At 78.2% G+C, this 15,116-nt stretch carries 17 protein-coding genes, 4 tRNA genes and 1 other RNA gene; 8 read left to right on the forward strand and 14 right to left on the reverse strand.

Going from position 1 to position 15,116, the window contains the following annotated elements; genetic code table 11:
* Positions 1-29 precede the first annotated feature (29 nt).
* From V9U69_RS13830 to V9U69_RS13865, 8 genes are all read right to left on the reverse strand, one after another.
* Positions 30-401, reverse strand: coding sequence for an Rv3654c family TadE-like protein (locus tag V9U69_RS13830; RefSeq protein ID WP_442907772.1), 372 nt, complete (start codon positions 399-401; stop codon positions 30-32).
* A 122-nt stretch (positions 402-523) separates the two neighbouring features.
* The gene (locus V9U69_RS13835) at positions 524-889 is read right to left on the reverse strand and encodes a TadE family type IV pilus minor pilin (protein ID WP_337062410.1); all 366 of its coding nucleotides are present in this window, start codon (positions 887-889) and stop codon (positions 524-526) included.
* A 35-nt stretch (positions 890-924) separates the two neighbouring features.
* Positions 925-1,197 carry a DUF4244 domain-containing protein gene (locus tag V9U69_RS13840; RefSeq protein WP_337062411.1) on the reverse strand — a complete coding sequence of 91 codons (273 nt, stop codon included), beginning with the start codon at positions 1,195-1,197 and terminating at the stop codon, positions 925-927.
* A 184-nt stretch (positions 1,198-1,381) separates the two neighbouring features.
* Positions 1,382-2,038 carry a type II secretion system F family protein gene (locus V9U69_RS13845; RefSeq protein WP_337062412.1) on the reverse strand — a complete coding sequence of 219 codons (657 nt, stop codon included), beginning with the start codon at positions 2,036-2,038 and terminating at the stop codon, positions 1,382-1,384.
* Positions 2,035-2,688: a hypothetical protein gene (locus tag V9U69_RS13850; protein ID WP_337062414.1), complete on the reverse strand. Its 654-nt coding sequence runs from the start codon at positions 2,686-2,688 to the stop codon at positions 2,035-2,037. Before V9U69_RS13850 ends, V9U69_RS13845 begins: the two co-directional genes overlap by 4 nt.
* Positions 2,685-3,872 carry a TadA family conjugal transfer-associated ATPase gene (locus V9U69_RS13855; protein ID WP_337062415.1) on the reverse strand — a complete coding sequence of 396 codons (1,188 nt, stop codon included), beginning with the start codon at positions 3,870-3,872 and terminating at the stop codon, positions 2,685-2,687. Before V9U69_RS13855 ends, V9U69_RS13850 begins: the two co-directional genes overlap by 4 nt.
* A complete protein-coding gene (gene ssd / locus V9U69_RS13860) occupies positions 3,866-5,017 on the reverse strand; it encodes a septum site-determining protein Ssd (RefSeq protein ID WP_337062416.1) in 1,152 nt (383 codons plus the stop codon). Before ssd ends, V9U69_RS13855 begins: the two co-directional genes overlap by 7 nt.
* Positions 5,018-5,367: 350 nt before the next feature.
* Complete coding sequence (locus V9U69_RS13865) at positions 5,368-7,347, reverse strand: penicillin-binding transpeptidase domain-containing protein (RefSeq protein WP_337062417.1); 1,980 nt, start codon at positions 7,345-7,347, stop codon at positions 5,368-5,370.
* Positions 7,348-7,391: 44 nt separating this feature from the next.
* On the opposite strand from V9U69_RS13865, the gene V9U69_RS13870 reads away from it, so the two are divergent.
* The 3 genes from V9U69_RS13870 (at position 7,392) to V9U69_RS13880 (ending at position 9,229) form a co-directional block, all read left to right on the forward strand.
* Positions 7,392-7,482, forward strand: a tRNA-Ser gene (locus tag V9U69_RS13870).
* A gap of 237 nt (positions 7,483-7,719) precedes the next feature.
* Positions 7,720-7,795 (forward strand) — tRNA-Arg (locus V9U69_RS13875).
* Between the two features lie 822 nt (positions 7,796-8,617).
* The gene (locus V9U69_RS13880; protein WP_337062418.1) at positions 8,618-9,229 is read left to right on the forward strand and encodes an Lsr2 family DNA-binding protein; all 612 of its coding nucleotides are present in this window, start codon (positions 8,618-8,620) and stop codon (positions 9,227-9,229) included.
* An 82-nt stretch (positions 9,230-9,311) separates the two neighbouring features.
* On the opposite strand, the gene V9U69_RS13885 is transcribed toward V9U69_RS13880, so the two are convergent.
* From V9U69_RS13885 to upp, 3 genes are all read right to left on the reverse strand, one after another.
* Positions 9,312-9,971 carry a PH domain-containing protein gene (locus V9U69_RS13885; RefSeq protein ID WP_337062419.1) on the reverse strand — a complete coding sequence of 220 codons (660 nt, stop codon included), beginning with the start codon at positions 9,969-9,971 and terminating at the stop codon, positions 9,312-9,314.
* A gap of 17 nt (positions 9,972-9,988) precedes the next feature.
* Positions 9,989-10,117, reverse strand: coding sequence for a hypothetical protein (locus tag V9U69_RS13890; RefSeq protein ID WP_337062420.1), 129 nt, complete (start codon positions 10,115-10,117; stop codon positions 9,989-9,991).
* A 166-nt stretch (positions 10,118-10,283) separates the two neighbouring features.
* Positions 10,284-10,919 carry a uracil phosphoribosyltransferase gene (gene upp / locus V9U69_RS13895; RefSeq protein ID WP_337062421.1) on the reverse strand — a complete coding sequence of 212 codons (636 nt, stop codon included), beginning with the start codon at positions 10,917-10,919 and terminating at the stop codon, positions 10,284-10,286.
* A gap of 66 nt (positions 10,920-10,985) precedes the next feature.
* On the opposite strand from upp, the gene V9U69_RS13900 reads away from it, so the two are divergent.
* The 3 genes from V9U69_RS13900 (at position 10,986) to V9U69_RS13910 (ending at position 12,125) form a co-directional block, all read left to right on the forward strand.
* Complete coding sequence (locus V9U69_RS13900) at positions 10,986-11,510, forward strand: tRNA adenosine deaminase-associated protein (protein WP_337062422.1); 525 nt, start codon at positions 10,986-10,988, stop codon at positions 11,508-11,510.
* A gap of 35 nt (positions 11,511-11,545) precedes the next feature.
* Positions 11,546-11,980, forward strand: a complete 435-nt coding sequence (gene tadA, locus V9U69_RS13905; protein ID WP_337062424.1) for a tRNA adenosine(34) deaminase TadA — start codon at positions 11,546-11,548, stop codon at positions 11,978-11,980.
* Between the two features lie 58 nt (positions 11,981-12,038).
* Positions 12,039-12,125, forward strand: a tRNA-Ser gene (locus V9U69_RS13910).
* Positions 12,126-12,189: 64 nt separating this feature from the next.
* Here V9U69_RS13910 and V9U69_RS13915 read toward each other — a convergent pair.
* From V9U69_RS13915 to V9U69_RS13925, 3 genes are all read right to left on the reverse strand, one after another.
* On the reverse strand, positions 12,190-12,834 hold the full coding sequence (locus V9U69_RS13915; RefSeq protein ID WP_337062425.1) for a LytR C-terminal domain-containing protein: 645 nt from the start codon (positions 12,832-12,834) through the stop codon (positions 12,190-12,192).
* A 58-nt stretch (positions 12,835-12,892) separates the two neighbouring features.
* Positions 12,893-13,192 (reverse strand): type II toxin-antitoxin system VapB family antitoxin, encoded by a 300-nt coding sequence (locus V9U69_RS13920; protein ID WP_337062427.1) that lies wholly within the window; start codon positions 13,190-13,192, stop codon positions 12,893-12,895.
* Between the two features lie 103 nt (positions 13,193-13,295).
* Positions 13,296-13,380 (reverse strand) — tRNA-Ser (locus tag V9U69_RS13925).
* 98 nt (positions 13,381-13,478) lie between these two features.
* Between V9U69_RS13925 and ffs the strand changes: the two genes are divergently transcribed.
* Positions 13,479-13,575, forward strand: an RNA gene (gene ffs / locus V9U69_RS13930) — signal recognition particle sRNA small type.
* A gap of 41 nt (positions 13,576-13,616) precedes the next feature.
* The coding region (locus V9U69_RS13935) for a DNA polymerase III subunit gamma and tau (RefSeq protein ID WP_337062428.1) at positions 13,617-15,116 on the forward strand (1,500 nt) is incomplete at its 3' end.

The following is a 15,116-nucleotide window of genomic DNA, read 5'->3' on the forward strand; positions in this document are numbered from 1 at the left end:
GGCGGCCGACCGGTCCACCGCCGCGCGGCTCACGGCGGACCGCCCACCGCGGCACCCGGTGCGCCGCCGCGGAGGGCGGCGTCCCCGGCGCGGGCCGCGGCCCGCGCCGGGGTGCCGGCCAGCACCCGTGCCAGCGGGCCGGTGACCGGCACGCCGGCGTCGACGCGCACCGAGCCGTCCGCGACCACGGCGCACCCGCCGGCGGCGCCGTGCGCGCGCAGCACGCGCGCCGCCCGTTCGCAGGCGTCCCCCGGTGCGCGGCCGAGGACGACGTCCGCGCCCGCGAGCGCCGCCAGGTCGGCGGCCGACTGCGCCCGGTGCCGGGCCGCGACGGCCGCGCCCAGGCCCGCGACGGCCACCGCGAGCGCCAGGACCACGGCGACGACGCCGAGCAGCAGCACGCCACCGCTTCCGGCGTCCCGCCCACCGTGCCGCCCACCGGCACGCCCACCGGAGCGCCCACCGGCGTGCCCACCGGCGTGCCCACCGGTGTGCTCCCGGCCGCCCCCGACCCGGGGCGGGGTCACCGGGCGTCCGCGGTGCGTGCGACCGCGGAACCCTCGACGGCGGAGTCCTCGACGGCTGCGGTGGCCGTCGAGCGCACCAGCACCTCGCCGCCGAGCGGCCCGGCCAGGCGCTGCACCGAGCGCACCTCGACCGCGACCGTCCCGTCGCCGCCCGCGAGCACCGCGACCGCGGCCCGCGCCGGCGCCGCGGCCGCCGCGGTCGCCCGCACGACGCCCGCGTCCTCGCCGCGGGCGGCTGCGCGCGCCCCCGCCCGGGCGGCGTCCACGCAGGCCACCTGGGCCAGGACCACCCGCGCCGCCCCCAGCACGAGGGCGAGGACGAGGACGACGGCCGGCAGGGCGACGGCGAGCTCGGCGACCACGGCCCCCTCCTCCCGCCGCGCGCGCCGCCCGGGCCTCACCCCAGCGCCAGGGCCTGGCGCACGATCCCGAGCAGCAGGCCACGCACCTCGTCGCTGCGCAGGACGGCGATGAGCAGCCCGGCGAACCCGCACGCCGCGAGCGTCGCCATCGCGTACTCGGCCGTGGCCATCCCGGCGTCACGACCGGGCACGCGACCGGGCACGCGACCGGGGGGCGACTCCTCCCCCGGCGCCCGCGCGCCCGTCCCGCCGCCCGCGGCCCCGTCCCGCACCCGCTCGTCCACCCGCTCGTCCACCCGCTCGTCCACCACGTCCTCCTCCCGCCGGCGCTCCGGCCGGCCGCTGCGGACCGGCTCCCCGCCGGCCCGGGACCACCCTGCGGCGCCGGCTCCCGGTGGCGGTCGGGCCGCCGGGGCGGTTGTGGAGGGGGCCGAGGGGGCGGGGTTGTGGAACGCGCGCAGGTGGCGTGCGGCCCTGCGCCCCCGCGGGGCGTCACCCCGTCAGGACGTCGCGCGCCAGGGTCAGCACGACGGGGACCACGCCCAGCAGCAGGAACGACGGCAGCGTGCACAGCCCCAGCGGCAGCACGAGCTGGGAGCCCAGCCGGGCGGCCGCCTCCGCCGCGGCGCGGCGACGTTCCGCCCGCTGCTGCGCGGCCTCCGACACCAGCAGGGAGGCGGCGGAGGCGCCGGTGCGCGCCGACAGCAGCAGCGGTTCGGCCAGGGGGTCCCACCGCTGGTGCGCGCCCTCCCAGGCGCGTTCCGGGTCGGTGCCCGCGGCGAGCTGGGCGCACACCCGCGCCAGGTCGGCCGGGACGGGCCCGGGGAGGGCCTCCACGGCCTGGTGCAGCGCACGGCCGGGCGGGAGCCCGGCGGTGACTGCGGCAGCGGTCAGCTCGAGCAGCAGGGGCAGGTCGGGGGCGGGTGGGGCCGGCGGCCGCCGGCGCAGGAGCGTCCGGACCCCGCGCGCCGTCGGCACCGCGCGCCCCCGCGGCGCACCCGCCGCTCCAGCTCCCGGCGCTCCCGGGGCTCCCGGCGCTCCCGGACCGCCGCCGCGTCCCGCTCCCCCGCGCGGTGCCGGGACGGTCGCGGCCAGCAGCGCGGCCGCCAGCAGCAGGGCCACGGCGAGGCCCGCGCCCGGCGGGGTCACGGGCCGTCCACCGCCCCCGCGGAGCGCACCAGGCGCGCGCTCCACCACCGGCCGGCCAGCAGCAGGGCGGTGCCGGCGAGCGCGCAGACCCGGCCGGCGGCGGTGCCCAGCAGCGCCTCCCACGGCGGGGCCCCCAGGGCGGCACCCAGCGCCAGCCCGACCAGCGGCAGCAGCGAGACGGTCCGGGCGCTGACCCGCGCCCCCGCGGTGGCGGCGCGCACCGCGGCTCGCGCGTCGGCCTCCGCCCGCATCCCGGCGGCGCACTGCTCCAGGGCCTCGGCGGCCGGGGCACCGGTGCGCTCCACGAGCCGCCACACCGCCCGAACGCCCTCGGGCGCGTCGGGCGCGGGACCCACCCGCCCCCGGTCGCCGTCCACGTCCGCGGTGCTGCCGGGCGCCGCGTGCCGCCACGCCTGCGCGGGCGTCAGGCCGGCGCGCAGCAGGGCCGCGACGCGCTCGGCCAGTCGGGCCCCCTCCAGCAGGTCCGCGTCGGGCGGCGGGCGACGCCGGCCGCGCGGCCTGCCCGGCCACCGGGCCCGCCGGTCCGCGGGCCGTCGCGCCGGGGGCACCCGCGCACGCCCGCCCCGGAGCAGGACGGCACCGCCCAGCAGGGCGGCCACGGCGAGCGCAGGTCCGGTGGCGGAGCTCACGGCGCACCCGCCGGCAGGCCCAGCCGCTCGGCCAGCTCGGGCCACACCGGCCCGCGCCGGGCCGTGCCGTCGTCCTCCACCCGAAGGGCGGGCACCACGACGGCGCGCCCGTCCGGCGCGGACCGCACCAGCGCCACCTCGGACAGCCCCCGCCGCCCGGCGCGGCGGCTGACGTGCAGCACCACGTCCACCCCCGCCAGCAGCTGCGCGTCGACCGCCGCCGGTGCCGCCCCGGCGGCGGACGCCAGGGCGTGCAGGCGGGGCACGACGTCGGCGGCGGTGTTGGCGTGCACGGTCCCGGCACCGCCGGCGTGGCCGGTGTTCAGCGCGGCCAGCAGGTCGCGCACCTCGGCGCCGCGGCACTCGCCGACGACGAGCCGGTCCGGTCGCATCCGCAGCGCCTGCCGCACCAGCACGTCCAGGCCCACGCCGCCGCGCCCCTCGACGTTCTCCCGGCGCGCCTCCAGCCGGACCACGTGCGGGTGGTCGGGGCGCAGCTCGCCGGAGTCCTCCACGAGCACGATCCGCTCGGCGGGGTCGACCTCGGCGAGCAGCGCCTGCAGCAGCGTCGTCTTGCCCGCCCCGGTGCCGCCGCTGACCAGGACGGACAGGCGGGCGGCGACGACGGCGCGCAGCACCTCCAGCCACCCCTCGGGCACCGACCCGACGGCGGAGAGCTGGGCGAGGCGCCACCGGCGCAGGGCGGGCACCCGCAGGCTGATGCAGGTGCCGTCCGGGGCCAGCGGCGGCAGGACCGCGTGCAGGCGCGTGCCGTCGGCCAGGCGTGCGTCGACGAACGGGCTCGCCTCGTCGAGGCGGCGGCCCGCGCCGGCGGCCAGCCGCACCGCCAGGGCGCGCACCCGCTCCTCCCCACCGACCTCGACGGCGGCGGGCCGCAGCCCGCCGCCGTCGTCGACCCACACCGCTCCGCCGCCGTTGACGAGGACGTCGGTGACGCCCTCCAGCGCGAGCAGCGGCTGCAGCGGGCCGGCGCCGGTCACCCGGGCGCGCACGTCGTCGACCAGGCGCAGCAGGGCGGCCGCACCCAGCACGACGCCCTCGGCGCGGGCCGCCCGCGCCACCGCGGCCGGCTCGACCTCGCCGCTCAGGCGGGCGCGCACGCGGTCGGCCAGGTCCGCGCCGGGGGTCACCGCGCCGGGGGTCACCTCGCCGGGGGTCACCACGCCGGGACCGCGGCGCGCGCCCAGCGGGCGGCGAAGACCCGCAGGGGGCTGCGCCTGCTCACCGGCAGGCCCTCCCCGCGCTCCAGGGGTGCCTCGAGGTCCCGCTCGGCGCGCAGGGTCGCGGCCAGCGGCGCGCCGACGACGTCGGCGAGGACGTCCGCGTCGGCACCGGCTCCGACGTCGCGCAGCACCAGGCGCACCTCCGGGTCCGCGCCCGCGGCGAGGCGGCGCACCTCGTCGACGGTGCAGCACGCGGCCGCGGCGGCCCGGGTGGTGGCGGGGGCGACGACGAGCACCTCGGCGCAGGCACCGAGCACGTCGGCTCCCAGCTCCCCCAGCCGGCCGCGCGGCAGGTCCACCACGGTGGTGGCGAAGGCGCCGCGCGCCGCCCGCAGGACCGCGCCGAGCGCCTCCCGGGTGGGACCGGCACCGGTGCGCCGGTCACCGGCGAGGAGGTGGAGGCCGCCGTCGAGGCGGACGGTGGAGCGCAGCACGTCCGGCCGCAGGCGGCCGGAGACGCCCGCGAGGTCCCCCCAGCGCAGCCCCGGCAGCTGGTCGGCCCCCACCAGCAGGTCCAGGCCGCCGGCGGCGGGGTCGGCGTCCAGGAGCAGCACCTCGCCGTCCTCGGCGGCGGCCGCGGCCAGCGCGGCGGCGAGGACGCTGGCGCCTCCCCCGCCGCACCCGCCCACCACCCCGACGACGCGTCCCTGCGGCCGGGGCCCGCCGGCGGCGTCGAGCAGGTGGTCCAGCAGCCACGGCTCGGCCTCGGGCAGCAGCGCGGCGTGGTCGGCGTCGACCTCCGCGGCGTGCCGCCACCACTCGGGCCCGACGGGGGCGGTGCCCACGAGGACCACCTCTCCGGCACCCCGGGCACGGACCTCGGCCACCGCGGCGGCGGGGGTGCCGGCTCCCGCGAGCAGCAGCGGCGGCACGGCGCCGGTGGCGGGCACCTCCCGCAGGACGGCGCACCCCGCGACGTCGGCGAGGCGCAGCACCGCCGCGGTCAGCGCGTCGTCGGCGCTGAGCAGCAGCGCTCCCGGTGCGGAGCCGTCGGGCCCCGGACCGCCGGGGCGGGCGTGCTCGGCGGGCCGCTGCGGGCGGTGGTGCGGGTGCGCACGGTGGTGCGGGCTCTCGTCGGTGGGCACGGGGTCTCCTCGCGGGTCGCGGTGGTCGCCCGTCACCGTCGCGCTCCCGGGCACCGGTCCCCGGCACGGCCGGGGAGCCCTGTGGAGGGACTGGCCACCGCCGATCCTGTGGACGCCGCGCTGCGACCGGAGGAGGGTGGGGAGAAAAGACGACGGCCCCCGCTGGGGGGGAGCGGGGGCCGTCCACGGTCCGGCTCGGGGGGGATGAGCCGGGCCCGCGATGTCGCCCGGAGGCGTACCTCTACATTTGACCCCATCGGAGCCGTGCTGGCAATTCCTCCACGCGGTCCGTTCGACGGAAACCCTCCCGGCCGGCGGGGGGCGTTCCCCGCCGGGTCCGCCGGCGGCCCTCAGCCGCGCACGGCCGCCGCGCGGGTGAGGAAGTCGGCCGCCAGCGGAGCCGCCACCGAACCGCCGCTCGCCCCGTCGGAGACGAAGACGGCGAAGGCGAGCGGGCCCTGGTAGCCGATCGTCCAGGCGTGCGTGGGCAGCGGGTCCCCCGTGCCGTGCTCCGCCGTGCCGGTCTTGGCGTGCACGGGTTCGCCGGGCACACCGCCCAGCACGGTGGCGGTGCCGGAGACGACGACCTCGCGCATGAGGTCGCCCACGGCCTCCAGGACCTGCGGGTCGGCCGCCGAGGTCGGGGCGGCCGGGGCGGCGGGTGCCGGGTCCAGCACCACCGCCGGACGGCGCAGCTCGCGGGCCGCGACGGACGCCGCGGCCACCGCCATCGCGAGCGGGCTGACGAGGGTGCGCCCCTGCCCGAAGCTCGCGGCGGCCAGGTCGACGGCGGAGTCGTTGACGGGCACGTCGCCGGCGAAGGCGTCCACCCCGCTCGCCCACTCGGCCCCCACACCCAGCTGCGCGGCGGTGGTGCGCAGCTCGTCGTCCGCCAGCCGCCCGCTCAGGCTCGCGAAGGCCGTGTTGCACGACTGCGCGAAGTCCGTGCGGAAGGGCACGTCCCCGAACGCCTCGCCCTCGAAGTTGCGGAAGGAGCGCCCGTCCACGGTGAAGGTCGGCGCGCACGCCACCGTCTCGGCCGGGTCCAGGCCCTGTGCCAGCAGCGCGGTGGTGGTGACGACCTTGAACGTGGAGCCGGGCGGGAAGCGCCCCGTCAGCGCGAGGTCACCCCGGTCGGCCGGGGAGCTCGCCACGGCGAGCACCTCCCCCGTGGCCGTGTCCACCGCCACGAGCGCCGACGGCGAGGTGGTCGTGGCCAGCACGTCGTCGGCCTCCTGCTGCAGCGCGGCGTCCAGGCTCGTGCGCACCGGCTCACCGGGCACGGGTTCCACGACGAGCAGGTCCTGCGGCTGCCCTTCGCCGCCGGCGGTGCGCACCGCGACGCCGACGCGGCCGGCGAGGCGCTCGTCGTACCGCTCCTGCAGGCCGGACAGGCCGGCGACGTCCCCGGCGGCGTAGCGGCCGCCGGACTCCTCGACCTTCTCCGCGGTGACCTGCCCGACGGTGCCGAGCAGGGCGCGGGCGAACTCCCGGGTCGGCGCCAGCGGCAGGGTGGCCTCGCGGAAGACCGCGCCGGGAACCGGCTGCAGCGCGTCCCGCTGGGCGTCGTAGTCGTCGCGGCGCAGCGTGATGACGTCGACGAAGGCGTCGGGGTCCGCCTGCCGGACGCGTTCGGCGAGGGCGTCCGCGTCCACGCCGAGGACCTCGCCGAGCGCGGCGGCGGTCGCGGCGGGGTCGGTGGTGCGCGAGGGCTGGACACCGACCCGCACCACGGGCGTCTCGGTGACGACGGCGGTGCCGTCGCGCCCCAGGACGTCGGCGCGCGGCGGCTGGGTGCGCTCCAGGACGAGGGTCGCGGTACCGCCCGCGAGCGCGGGGTGCACCAGGGCGGGCTCCCACACCGCCCACCACTCCTCGTCGTCCCCGCGCCGCATCCGCAGGGCGGTGGTGTAGGCGAACGCGGTGCCCTCGGGCGCTCCGTGCGCCGCGGCGAGGTCGAAGGAGACGTCGAGGCGGGCCTCGGCGCTGCCGTCGCCGGCGGCCTCGGTGTCGACCGACACCACGGTGACGGTGGGCGGGGCGTCCGCCAGCCCACCGGCCAGTCGCGCGTACTCGGCGGCCGGGTCCGCCGGCGGCTGCCCGGCGGCGGTCGTGAACAGTCCGGCGCGCCAGGTGCCGGCGGACCAGTCGCCGGCGACGTCGTCCGCGAGGCGCCGGGCGGCGGCCGCGCCGTCGTCGCGCGAGCGCGCCCAGGCAGCAGCACCGGCGGCGGCCGCGGCGAGCGCGGCGGCTCCGCCGGCGACGACGGCGCGGCGGCGGGGGCGCCGGGTGGTCCCCGGACCGGGGCGGGGCGGCAGGTCGGTGCTCATCGCTTTCGATGCTCGCACGCGCGACTGCTAACCTCTTGGTCGTTGGAGGTGTCGCCTAGTCCGGTCTATGGCGCCCGCCTGCTAAGCGGGTTGGGGGCTACAACCCCCTCGCGGGTTCAAATCCCGCCACCTCCGCCGGGTCGAAGGCCCCGTCCGCACCGCGGACGGGGCCTTCGTCGTCCCGCTCGCCCTCGCTCGCACCGGGCGACCCCCGCCGGGTGGCCGCCCGGTGGCCCCACCCCGGGACCACCGACGGGCCGGATCGGGTCGGCGACGACAGGGGCTGCCAGAACCGTTGCGCTGCAGCCGATTGGGCATCTGGCGTCGAGACCGCTAGACTCGTCCACGGCTGCTGCGGGAACGCGGCGACCGGCGCCCGTAGCTCAACGGATAGAGCATCTGACTACGGATCAGAAGGTTAGGGGTTCGAGTCCCTTCGGGCGCACCACGGCCGGCAGGTCGTACGGGGCGGGTCCTCCACGGAGGACCCGCCTTTCGTCGTCCCACCCACGGAGGACCCGCCTTTCGTCGTCCCACCCACGGCGACCGCCCGGCGGGTGACGGGGGCCACACCTCCGCCGGGCGCACGACCCGAGCGCGCGACCGGCAGAGGTCGCCTCCCCTCCCCCTCGCGCCCACCCCCGCTCCACCACCGCCCCGCCCCCGCCACCGCCACCGCCACCGCGGTCACGCCCTCCACCCCTCGCCTGACCACGACCACCCGCGGCAGCTCACCCGCGACGGCCGGCACCGGGCGGCGGCCGAGGCGCCCGGTGCACCACCCGCGGCCGGGCACCTCACGGCACCCGGGGGCCACCCCGCTGCGCACCCGGTACCGGAACCGGAACCGGAACCGCGGTGAACCACCGCCGAGTCGCCGCCGAACCCCGGGAACCCGATTCCCGCGCCCTTTCCGGCCCGGGCGGACGACCCCGGCGGAACGCTTCACGGAACAGCACCGCACGGACCCCGGAACTCGTGCCGGGGACGTTCACCGGCAGGCCGCCCCACCGGCGGCGGGACCGGTGGATCGACCAGCGGATCGACCGGTGGATCGACCGGCGGGGCCGGCGGATCAGGGGGTCCGTGCGGCATTCCCGTTCACAGCTCCGGCAGTTCGCCGGCACACCGGAGGAACAGTCGGGTGGAACCACCCGAGAACCCCACCCGTTCGGCGAAGGAATGGTCCTCTCGATGCGCGAACCCCGAGAGAACTGTGGTTTCATGGTGTTCAGCATCAATCAACCCCCTTCGTTCCCGGGAGCCCAGCATGGCAAGCCACGACGTCGCACTGAAGGTGGCCACCGAACTGCCGGTCGGTGCCGTCGACCTCGAGATCCCCGTCAAGCGGAACGGCCGCAAGATCGGCACGTTCACCGTGAACGCGAACGGCGTCTCCTGGAACCCCTCGACCTCCAAGGCCCCGACCTCGGTGTCGTGGGAGGAGCTGCCGGCGGCGCTGTCGAGCACCGCCACCGCCGCTGACGCCGCCCCGGCGAAGAAGTCCGCTCCCGCCGCGAAGAAGACGACGGCGAAGAAGAGCACCGCCAAGAAGGCGGCGGCCGCCCCGGCGCCCGCCGAGGCCGTCGAGGAGCCGCAGGCACCGGCCGAAACCGCTCCCGAGGCCGTCGAGGCGCCGGCGCCCGCCAAGCGGGCCTCGGGCCGCAAGTCGGCCGAGAAGTCCGCCCCGGCGTCGAAGAAGTCCGCTCCCGCCGCGAAGAAGTCCGCGCCGGCTGCGAAGAAGTCCGCGCCGGCCTCCTCCTCCGCCGCGGTGGACGCGCGCGCGGTGCGCCAGTGGGCCGCGGAGAACGGCATCACGGTCGCCCCGCGCGGCCCGATCTCCTCGAGCATCATCGACCAGTTCCGCGCCGCCACCGCCTGAGCGGCGCACGACGCAGCAGGGGGCGGGATCCTTCGGGATCCCGCCCCCTGCTGCGTTCCCGGCACCCGCCGGGGAACACCCCTCAGCGCCCGGTGGTACGGCGGGTCAACCCCGCCAGGACGCGCCCCGCGGCACGACCGCGGCGGCGCGGCGCCTGTGCCGCTGCGACCGAGGGCGCGGCGGGGCGGCCGAAGATGACCTCGCACAGGTCCCGGTACTTCTCGTCCGGGTCCGGGACCCAGTCGATGCGGCGCATCGCCTGGTCCTGCCCGGCGGACTCCAGGACGAACTGCCCGTACCCGAGCAGCCGGCCGGGCACCGACTGGTTGTAGCTCATGTCGGTCACCTTGCTCAGCGGCATCATGGCCGTGCGGCGGTTGACCACGCCGCGCGTGAGCAGCAGGCGCTTGTCGGTGGCGATGAACCAGCCGTTGCGCCACGTCAGCAGCCGCCAGACCGCCCGCAGCAGGAGCACCACCCAGCCCAGGAACAGCGCGTCGCGCAGCAGCGGCGGCTCGGGCGGCAGGTGGAACCCCAACCACAGGACGGCGACGAAGCCCACCACGACGCCGGCGACGGTGCCCACCAGTTGCGCCCAGTGCCGCTGGGCGGTGACGTGGGTGCGCTCACCGGCGAGGAGCCGGCGCTTCACCCAGCGCGGCAGGACCGCGCGGCCGGGATCGATCTCGTCCGCGGCGGCGAGCTCGGCGGGCGAGGAGCCCGTCGTGGACCTCCCACGCACCCGTGCGCCCCGCCCGCTCAGGCCAGCAGGCCGTCGAAGAACGACGCGACGCTGCTGACGAGGGTGCCCAGCGCTTCACCGACGCCGCGCACGAACCCCGCGGCGGACTCGGGTGAGCGGTAGACCGCGTAGAGCGCGAACGCCACCAGGATCCATCCCAGAACTCGGCGCCACTTCATGCCCAGCCCCTCCCCGCGTTCCTCGAACGCCGCTCACCGTCACCACACGTCAGGAAATGACCACGATCGGGCGCCATCCTGCCGGAAACGGCGCACGAGTTCGATCACCCCGCGCCAGGCGGCCGGGAAGACCTCAGACGACGCCGTAGAGGCGATCGCCGGCGTCACCCAGACCGGGCACGATGTAGCCGTTCTCGTCGAGCCGCTCGTCGACGGCGGCGGTGACCACGGTGACGTGGGCGTGCTCGTCGAACGCCGAGCGCACGACCTCGATGCCCTCGGGAGCGGCGAGCAGGCAGATGGCGGTGACGTCCACGGCGCCGCGTTCCAGCAGGTACTCGACGGCCGCGACGAGGGTGCCGCCGGTCGCCAGCATCGGGTCCAGCACGTACACCTGCCGGCCGGAGAGGTCGTCGGGCAACCGGTTGGCGTAGGTGGTCGCCTGCAACGTGGTCTCGTCGCGGATCATCCCGAGGAAACCGACCTCGGCGGTGGGCAGCAGCCGCACCATGCCGTCGAGCATGCCGAGGCCGGCGCGCAGGATCGGCACGACGATCGGCTTGGGGGAGGTCAGGCGCACCCCCGTGGTGGGCGCGACGGGGGTGGTCACGGGGTGGGGTTCGACCCGCACCTCCCGGGTGGCCTCGTAGGCCAGCAGCGTGACGAGTTCGTCCGCCAGCCGGCGGAAGGTGGGCGAGTCGGTGGTCGCGTCCCGCAGGGCGGTGAGCTTGTGGGCGACCAGGGGGTGCTCGATGACGGAGAGGCGCACGGGGGCCCAACCTAGCCGCCCCGGCCGTGCTGGCGGCATCCGCGAACGTCCTGCCACCATGGTCACGTGGCGTACTTCACCGCTGTGCTGACCCCTGACGGCGACGGCTGGCGTTCCGTCGACGTCGACCTGGAAGCCGGTTCCCCCGAGGAGCTGGGAGACGTGCTGCGCGGCGCCGTGGGCGACGACGCCGTGGTGCTGGCGGTCCTGGAGCGCGAGGACGAGTGGTTCGCGTTCGTCCGCACCGACGGCGACGACACGCGCGTGTTCGTCTCCGACGCGGTCGCGGCCGCCGACAGCTCCTACGCGGAGCTGTTCGCCGAACTGCCGCCGGCGACCGAGGTGCCGCCGCCCGGGGGCGGCGCGGCGGACGACGAGGACGACGAGGACGGGCCCGGCGCCCCGGGCACCGCGGCGGTGCCGGGCGCCGGCGAGGCGGTGTGGGCGGGCGACCCGGACCTGCTGGCGGACCTGGGGTGCCCGGCGACCACGATCACCCGTCTGGCGGTCTCCGGGCCGGACCCCTCGGCGGCGACCGTGGAGGTCGGCGAGGTGCTCGGGTTCGCCGAGGTGCTGGAGTCGCTGCGCTGAGCGGGCTCGCCCACCCGCCCGCCTGGCCGGCGTGGATGCGCCTGGCCCTCGACGAGGCGCGCGCCTGCGAGGTGTCCGGCGACGTCCCGGTGGGCGCGGTCGTCGTGGACGCGGACGGCGTCGTGCTGGGCGCGGGGCGCAACGAGCGGGAGGCCGCGCAGGACCCGACGGCGCACGCGGAGGTGCTGGCGCTGCGGGCGGCTGCCCGTGCGCGCGGGCAGTGGCGCCTGTCGGGCTGCACGCTCGTGGTGACGCTGGAGCCGTGCGTGATGTGCGCGGGCGCCCTGGTGCTCGCCCGCGTGGACCGGCTGGTGCTGGGGGCGTGGGACCCGCGGTTCGGTGCGGCGGGCTCGCTGCGGGACGTGGTGCGCGACCGCCGGCTGAACCACGTGGTCGAGGTGGCGGGCGGGGTGCTGCAGGAGGAGTGCTCGGCGCTGCTGGACGGCTTCTTCGCCGGTCGCCGCGCCTGATCGCCCGACGGCGCCGGAGCGTCCGGGTCACCTGGCGGCACCGTGTATCGTTGCCGACGGTGGTGTGTCCGAGCGGCCTAAGGAGCACGCCTCGAAAGCGTGTGAGGGGGCAACTCCTCCGTGGGTTCAAATCCCACCGCCACCGCTCGCAGGGCGAAGGCCCCCGGCTCCGTGGAGCCGGGGGCCTTCGTCGTCCCCGGAGGGGCTGTTCAGCAGGCCGGCGGGGCGCCCTCGGGCGCCTGCGGTGCGGGTGGGACCAGGGCGTCCTCGGGCAGCAGCTGCTGGTGGGCGTCGCCGAGGGTGAGCTCGACGCCGGTGACCGCGGGGTCCACCAGGAGCTGCGCCTCGGGGAAGCGGGCGGCGACGGCGCGGGCCGGGTCCAGCAGGTCCGGGGGGTGGCGCACCACGGCGGTGACCGGCCCGGCGGGCACGGGGGCGTTGCCGATGTCGGGGACGGTGAAGCCGCGCCCGCGCAGCTGCTCGGCGACCCCGGCGGCCAGCCCGGTGCGGTCCGTGCCGTTGAGGACCTCCACGGAGACCTCCGCGGGGGCGGGCAGCGGCCGCTCGGCCGCGGGGGCGCAGGTGGGCGACGCCGGCGCGGCGACGGGGTCGGTGCCCGGTTGCCAGCGCCCCGTCCACACCAGCGCGGCCGCGCCACCGACCGCGAGGACGAGCACGACCAGCACCGCGAACACGGCGCGCTGCCGCCGGCGGAGGCGCACGCGGCGGCGGTGCAACCGCTCGTAGGACGCCTCGTCGAGGTCGTCGGGGTCGTCGTCGAGGGCGCCGGCGGCCAGGACGCCGTCGTCGTCCCGCACGTCGTCGGGTTGCGCGCCGTCGCGCTCGTCGTCCACGGGGCCCCTCCTCGTCCGTCGGCGCGGGCTGGTCCGTCGGCGCGGGCCAGCCCGCCGGCTAGTCCGTCAGCGTGAGCACGCGCGCGTGCAGCACCTGGCGCTGGTGCAGCGCGGCGCGCACCGCCCGGTGCAGGCCGTCCTCCAGGTACAGGCGCCCGCGCCAGTCGACGACGTGGGCGAACAGGTCGCCGAAGAAGGTGGAGTCGTCGGCCAGCAGGGCGTCCAGGTCGAGCACGCGCCGGGTGGTCGTCAGCTCGGCCAGGCGGACCTGGCGGGGCGGGACGGCGGACCACTGGCCGGTCGTGTCGTACCCGTGGTGCGGGTACGGACGCCCGTCGCCGACGGCCTGGAAGATCACAGTGAGTGAGTCTAGGTGCGGCTCAGCCGGCGCGGGGGCGGACGCGCGGGCGGGGGACGACGAGGGGCCCGCACCCGGTGACGGGTGCGGGCCCCTCGGCCTGCGGAGGATGCGGGATTTGAACCCGCGAGGGCGTTAACCCAACACGCTTTCCAAGCGTGCGCCATAGGCCACTAGGCGAATCCTCCAGTGCGCCCAGCGTAGCGCGCCCGGAGGGGTGCCCTCGACCGGAGGGGGTACCCGGTGGGCGGTTGGACCGCACCCCGGCCCGCCCCGTACAGTGGCGTCAGACCCCTCGCGTGGCGTCATCCCGCTGAACCCCCCCAGGGCCGGAAGGCAGCAAGGGTAGGTGGGCTCTGGCGGGTGCGCGGGGGGTCCCTTCGTCCCGGACGGGCTGTCGGCGGGGCGGGTTAGCCTCGGGGTCGTGACGAGCGCCCTGTACCGCCGCTACCGGCCCGAGAGCTTCGCGGAGGTCATCGGGCAGGAGCACGTCACCGTGCCGCTGTCCCAGGCGATCGCCAAGGGGCGCGTCACGCACGCGTACCTCTTCTCCGGCCCGCGCGGCTGCGGCAAGACGACCAGCGCCCGCATCCTGGCCCGCTGCCTGAACTGCGCGGCCGGCCCGACGCCCACCCCGTGCGGCACGTGCGACTCGTGCCGGGACCTGGCCAACGGCGGCGGCGGCAGCGTGGACGTGGTGGAGATCGACGCGGCCAGCCACGGCGGCGTGGACGACGCCCGCGACCTGCGCGAGCGCGTCTCGTTCGCCCCGGCGCGCGACCGCTTCAAGGTCTACATCCTCGACGAGGCGCACATGGTCACCCAGCAGGGCTTCAACGCCCTGCTGAAGACGGTGGAGGAGCCGCCGCCGCACGTGAAGTTCGTCTTCGCCACGACGGAGCCGGACAAGGTCCTCACCACGATCCGCTCGCGCACCCACCACTACCCGTTCCGGCTGGTGCCGCCGGCGCGGCTGACGTCCTACCTCGCCGAGCTCGCCGAGCGAGAGGGCGTGGGGATCGGCAAGGGCGTGCTGCCGCTGGTGGTGCGGGCCGGGGGCGGCTCGGTGCGCGACTCCCTGTCGGTGCTGGACCAGCTCATCGCCGGCGCCGGGGACGAGGGCGTCACCTACGACGTGGCGGTCTCGCTGCTGGGGTACACGCACGCCTCGCTGCTGGACGACGTGGTCGAGGCGATCGCGGCCGGTGACGGCGCGACGGTCTTCCGCGCGGTCGAGCGGGTGGTGGAGTCGGGGCAGGAGCCGCGCCGCTTCGCCGACGACCTGCTGCAGCGGCTGCGCGACCTCGTCGTGGTCGCCGCCGTGGGCGAGGGCGCCGCGGACGCGCTGGCGGTGCCGGAGGACGCGCTGGACCGGCTGCGCGCGCAGGCGGCGCACCTGGGACGCGCCGAGCTGTCGCGGGCCGCGGACGTGGTGGCCGCCGGCCTGGAGCAGATGACGGGGGCCACCTCGCCGCGGCTGCAGCTGGAGCTGCTGTGCGCGCGCCTGCTGCTGCCGGGCGCCGACGCCGACGGCGGGCTCGGGCCGCGCCTGGAACGGCTGGAGCGGCGCCTGGCCGCCGGCCTGCCGGCAGCACCCGCGGTCCGCTCCGTCCCGCCGGCCACGGACCCGCCGGCCCCGGTCGCCCCGCCGACCGCGCCGGCCGTGGAGCTCCCCGCACCGGCGCCCGCGGCGGCGCCGGCTCCCGCCCCCGCCGCCGCACCGGTCCCCGCACCGGTCCCCGCGCCGGCCGCGGACCACGCCGCCGCCGCTGCGTCGGCCACCACCGCACCCGGTGGGCCGACCGCGCCGCAGCGGCCCGCACCGGTCGCGGACGCACCGGTCGCGGACGACGGCTGGCCGGCGGCCCGCACGCCCGGCTCGCCGCCACCCGCCCCGCCCGGTGCCGCTCCCGCGGGCCCGGCG

It is taken from the genome of Kineococcus sp. G2, assembly GCF_037154035.1.
Lineage (GTDB): Bacteria > Actinomycetota > Actinomycetes > Actinomycetales > Kineococcaceae > Kineococcus.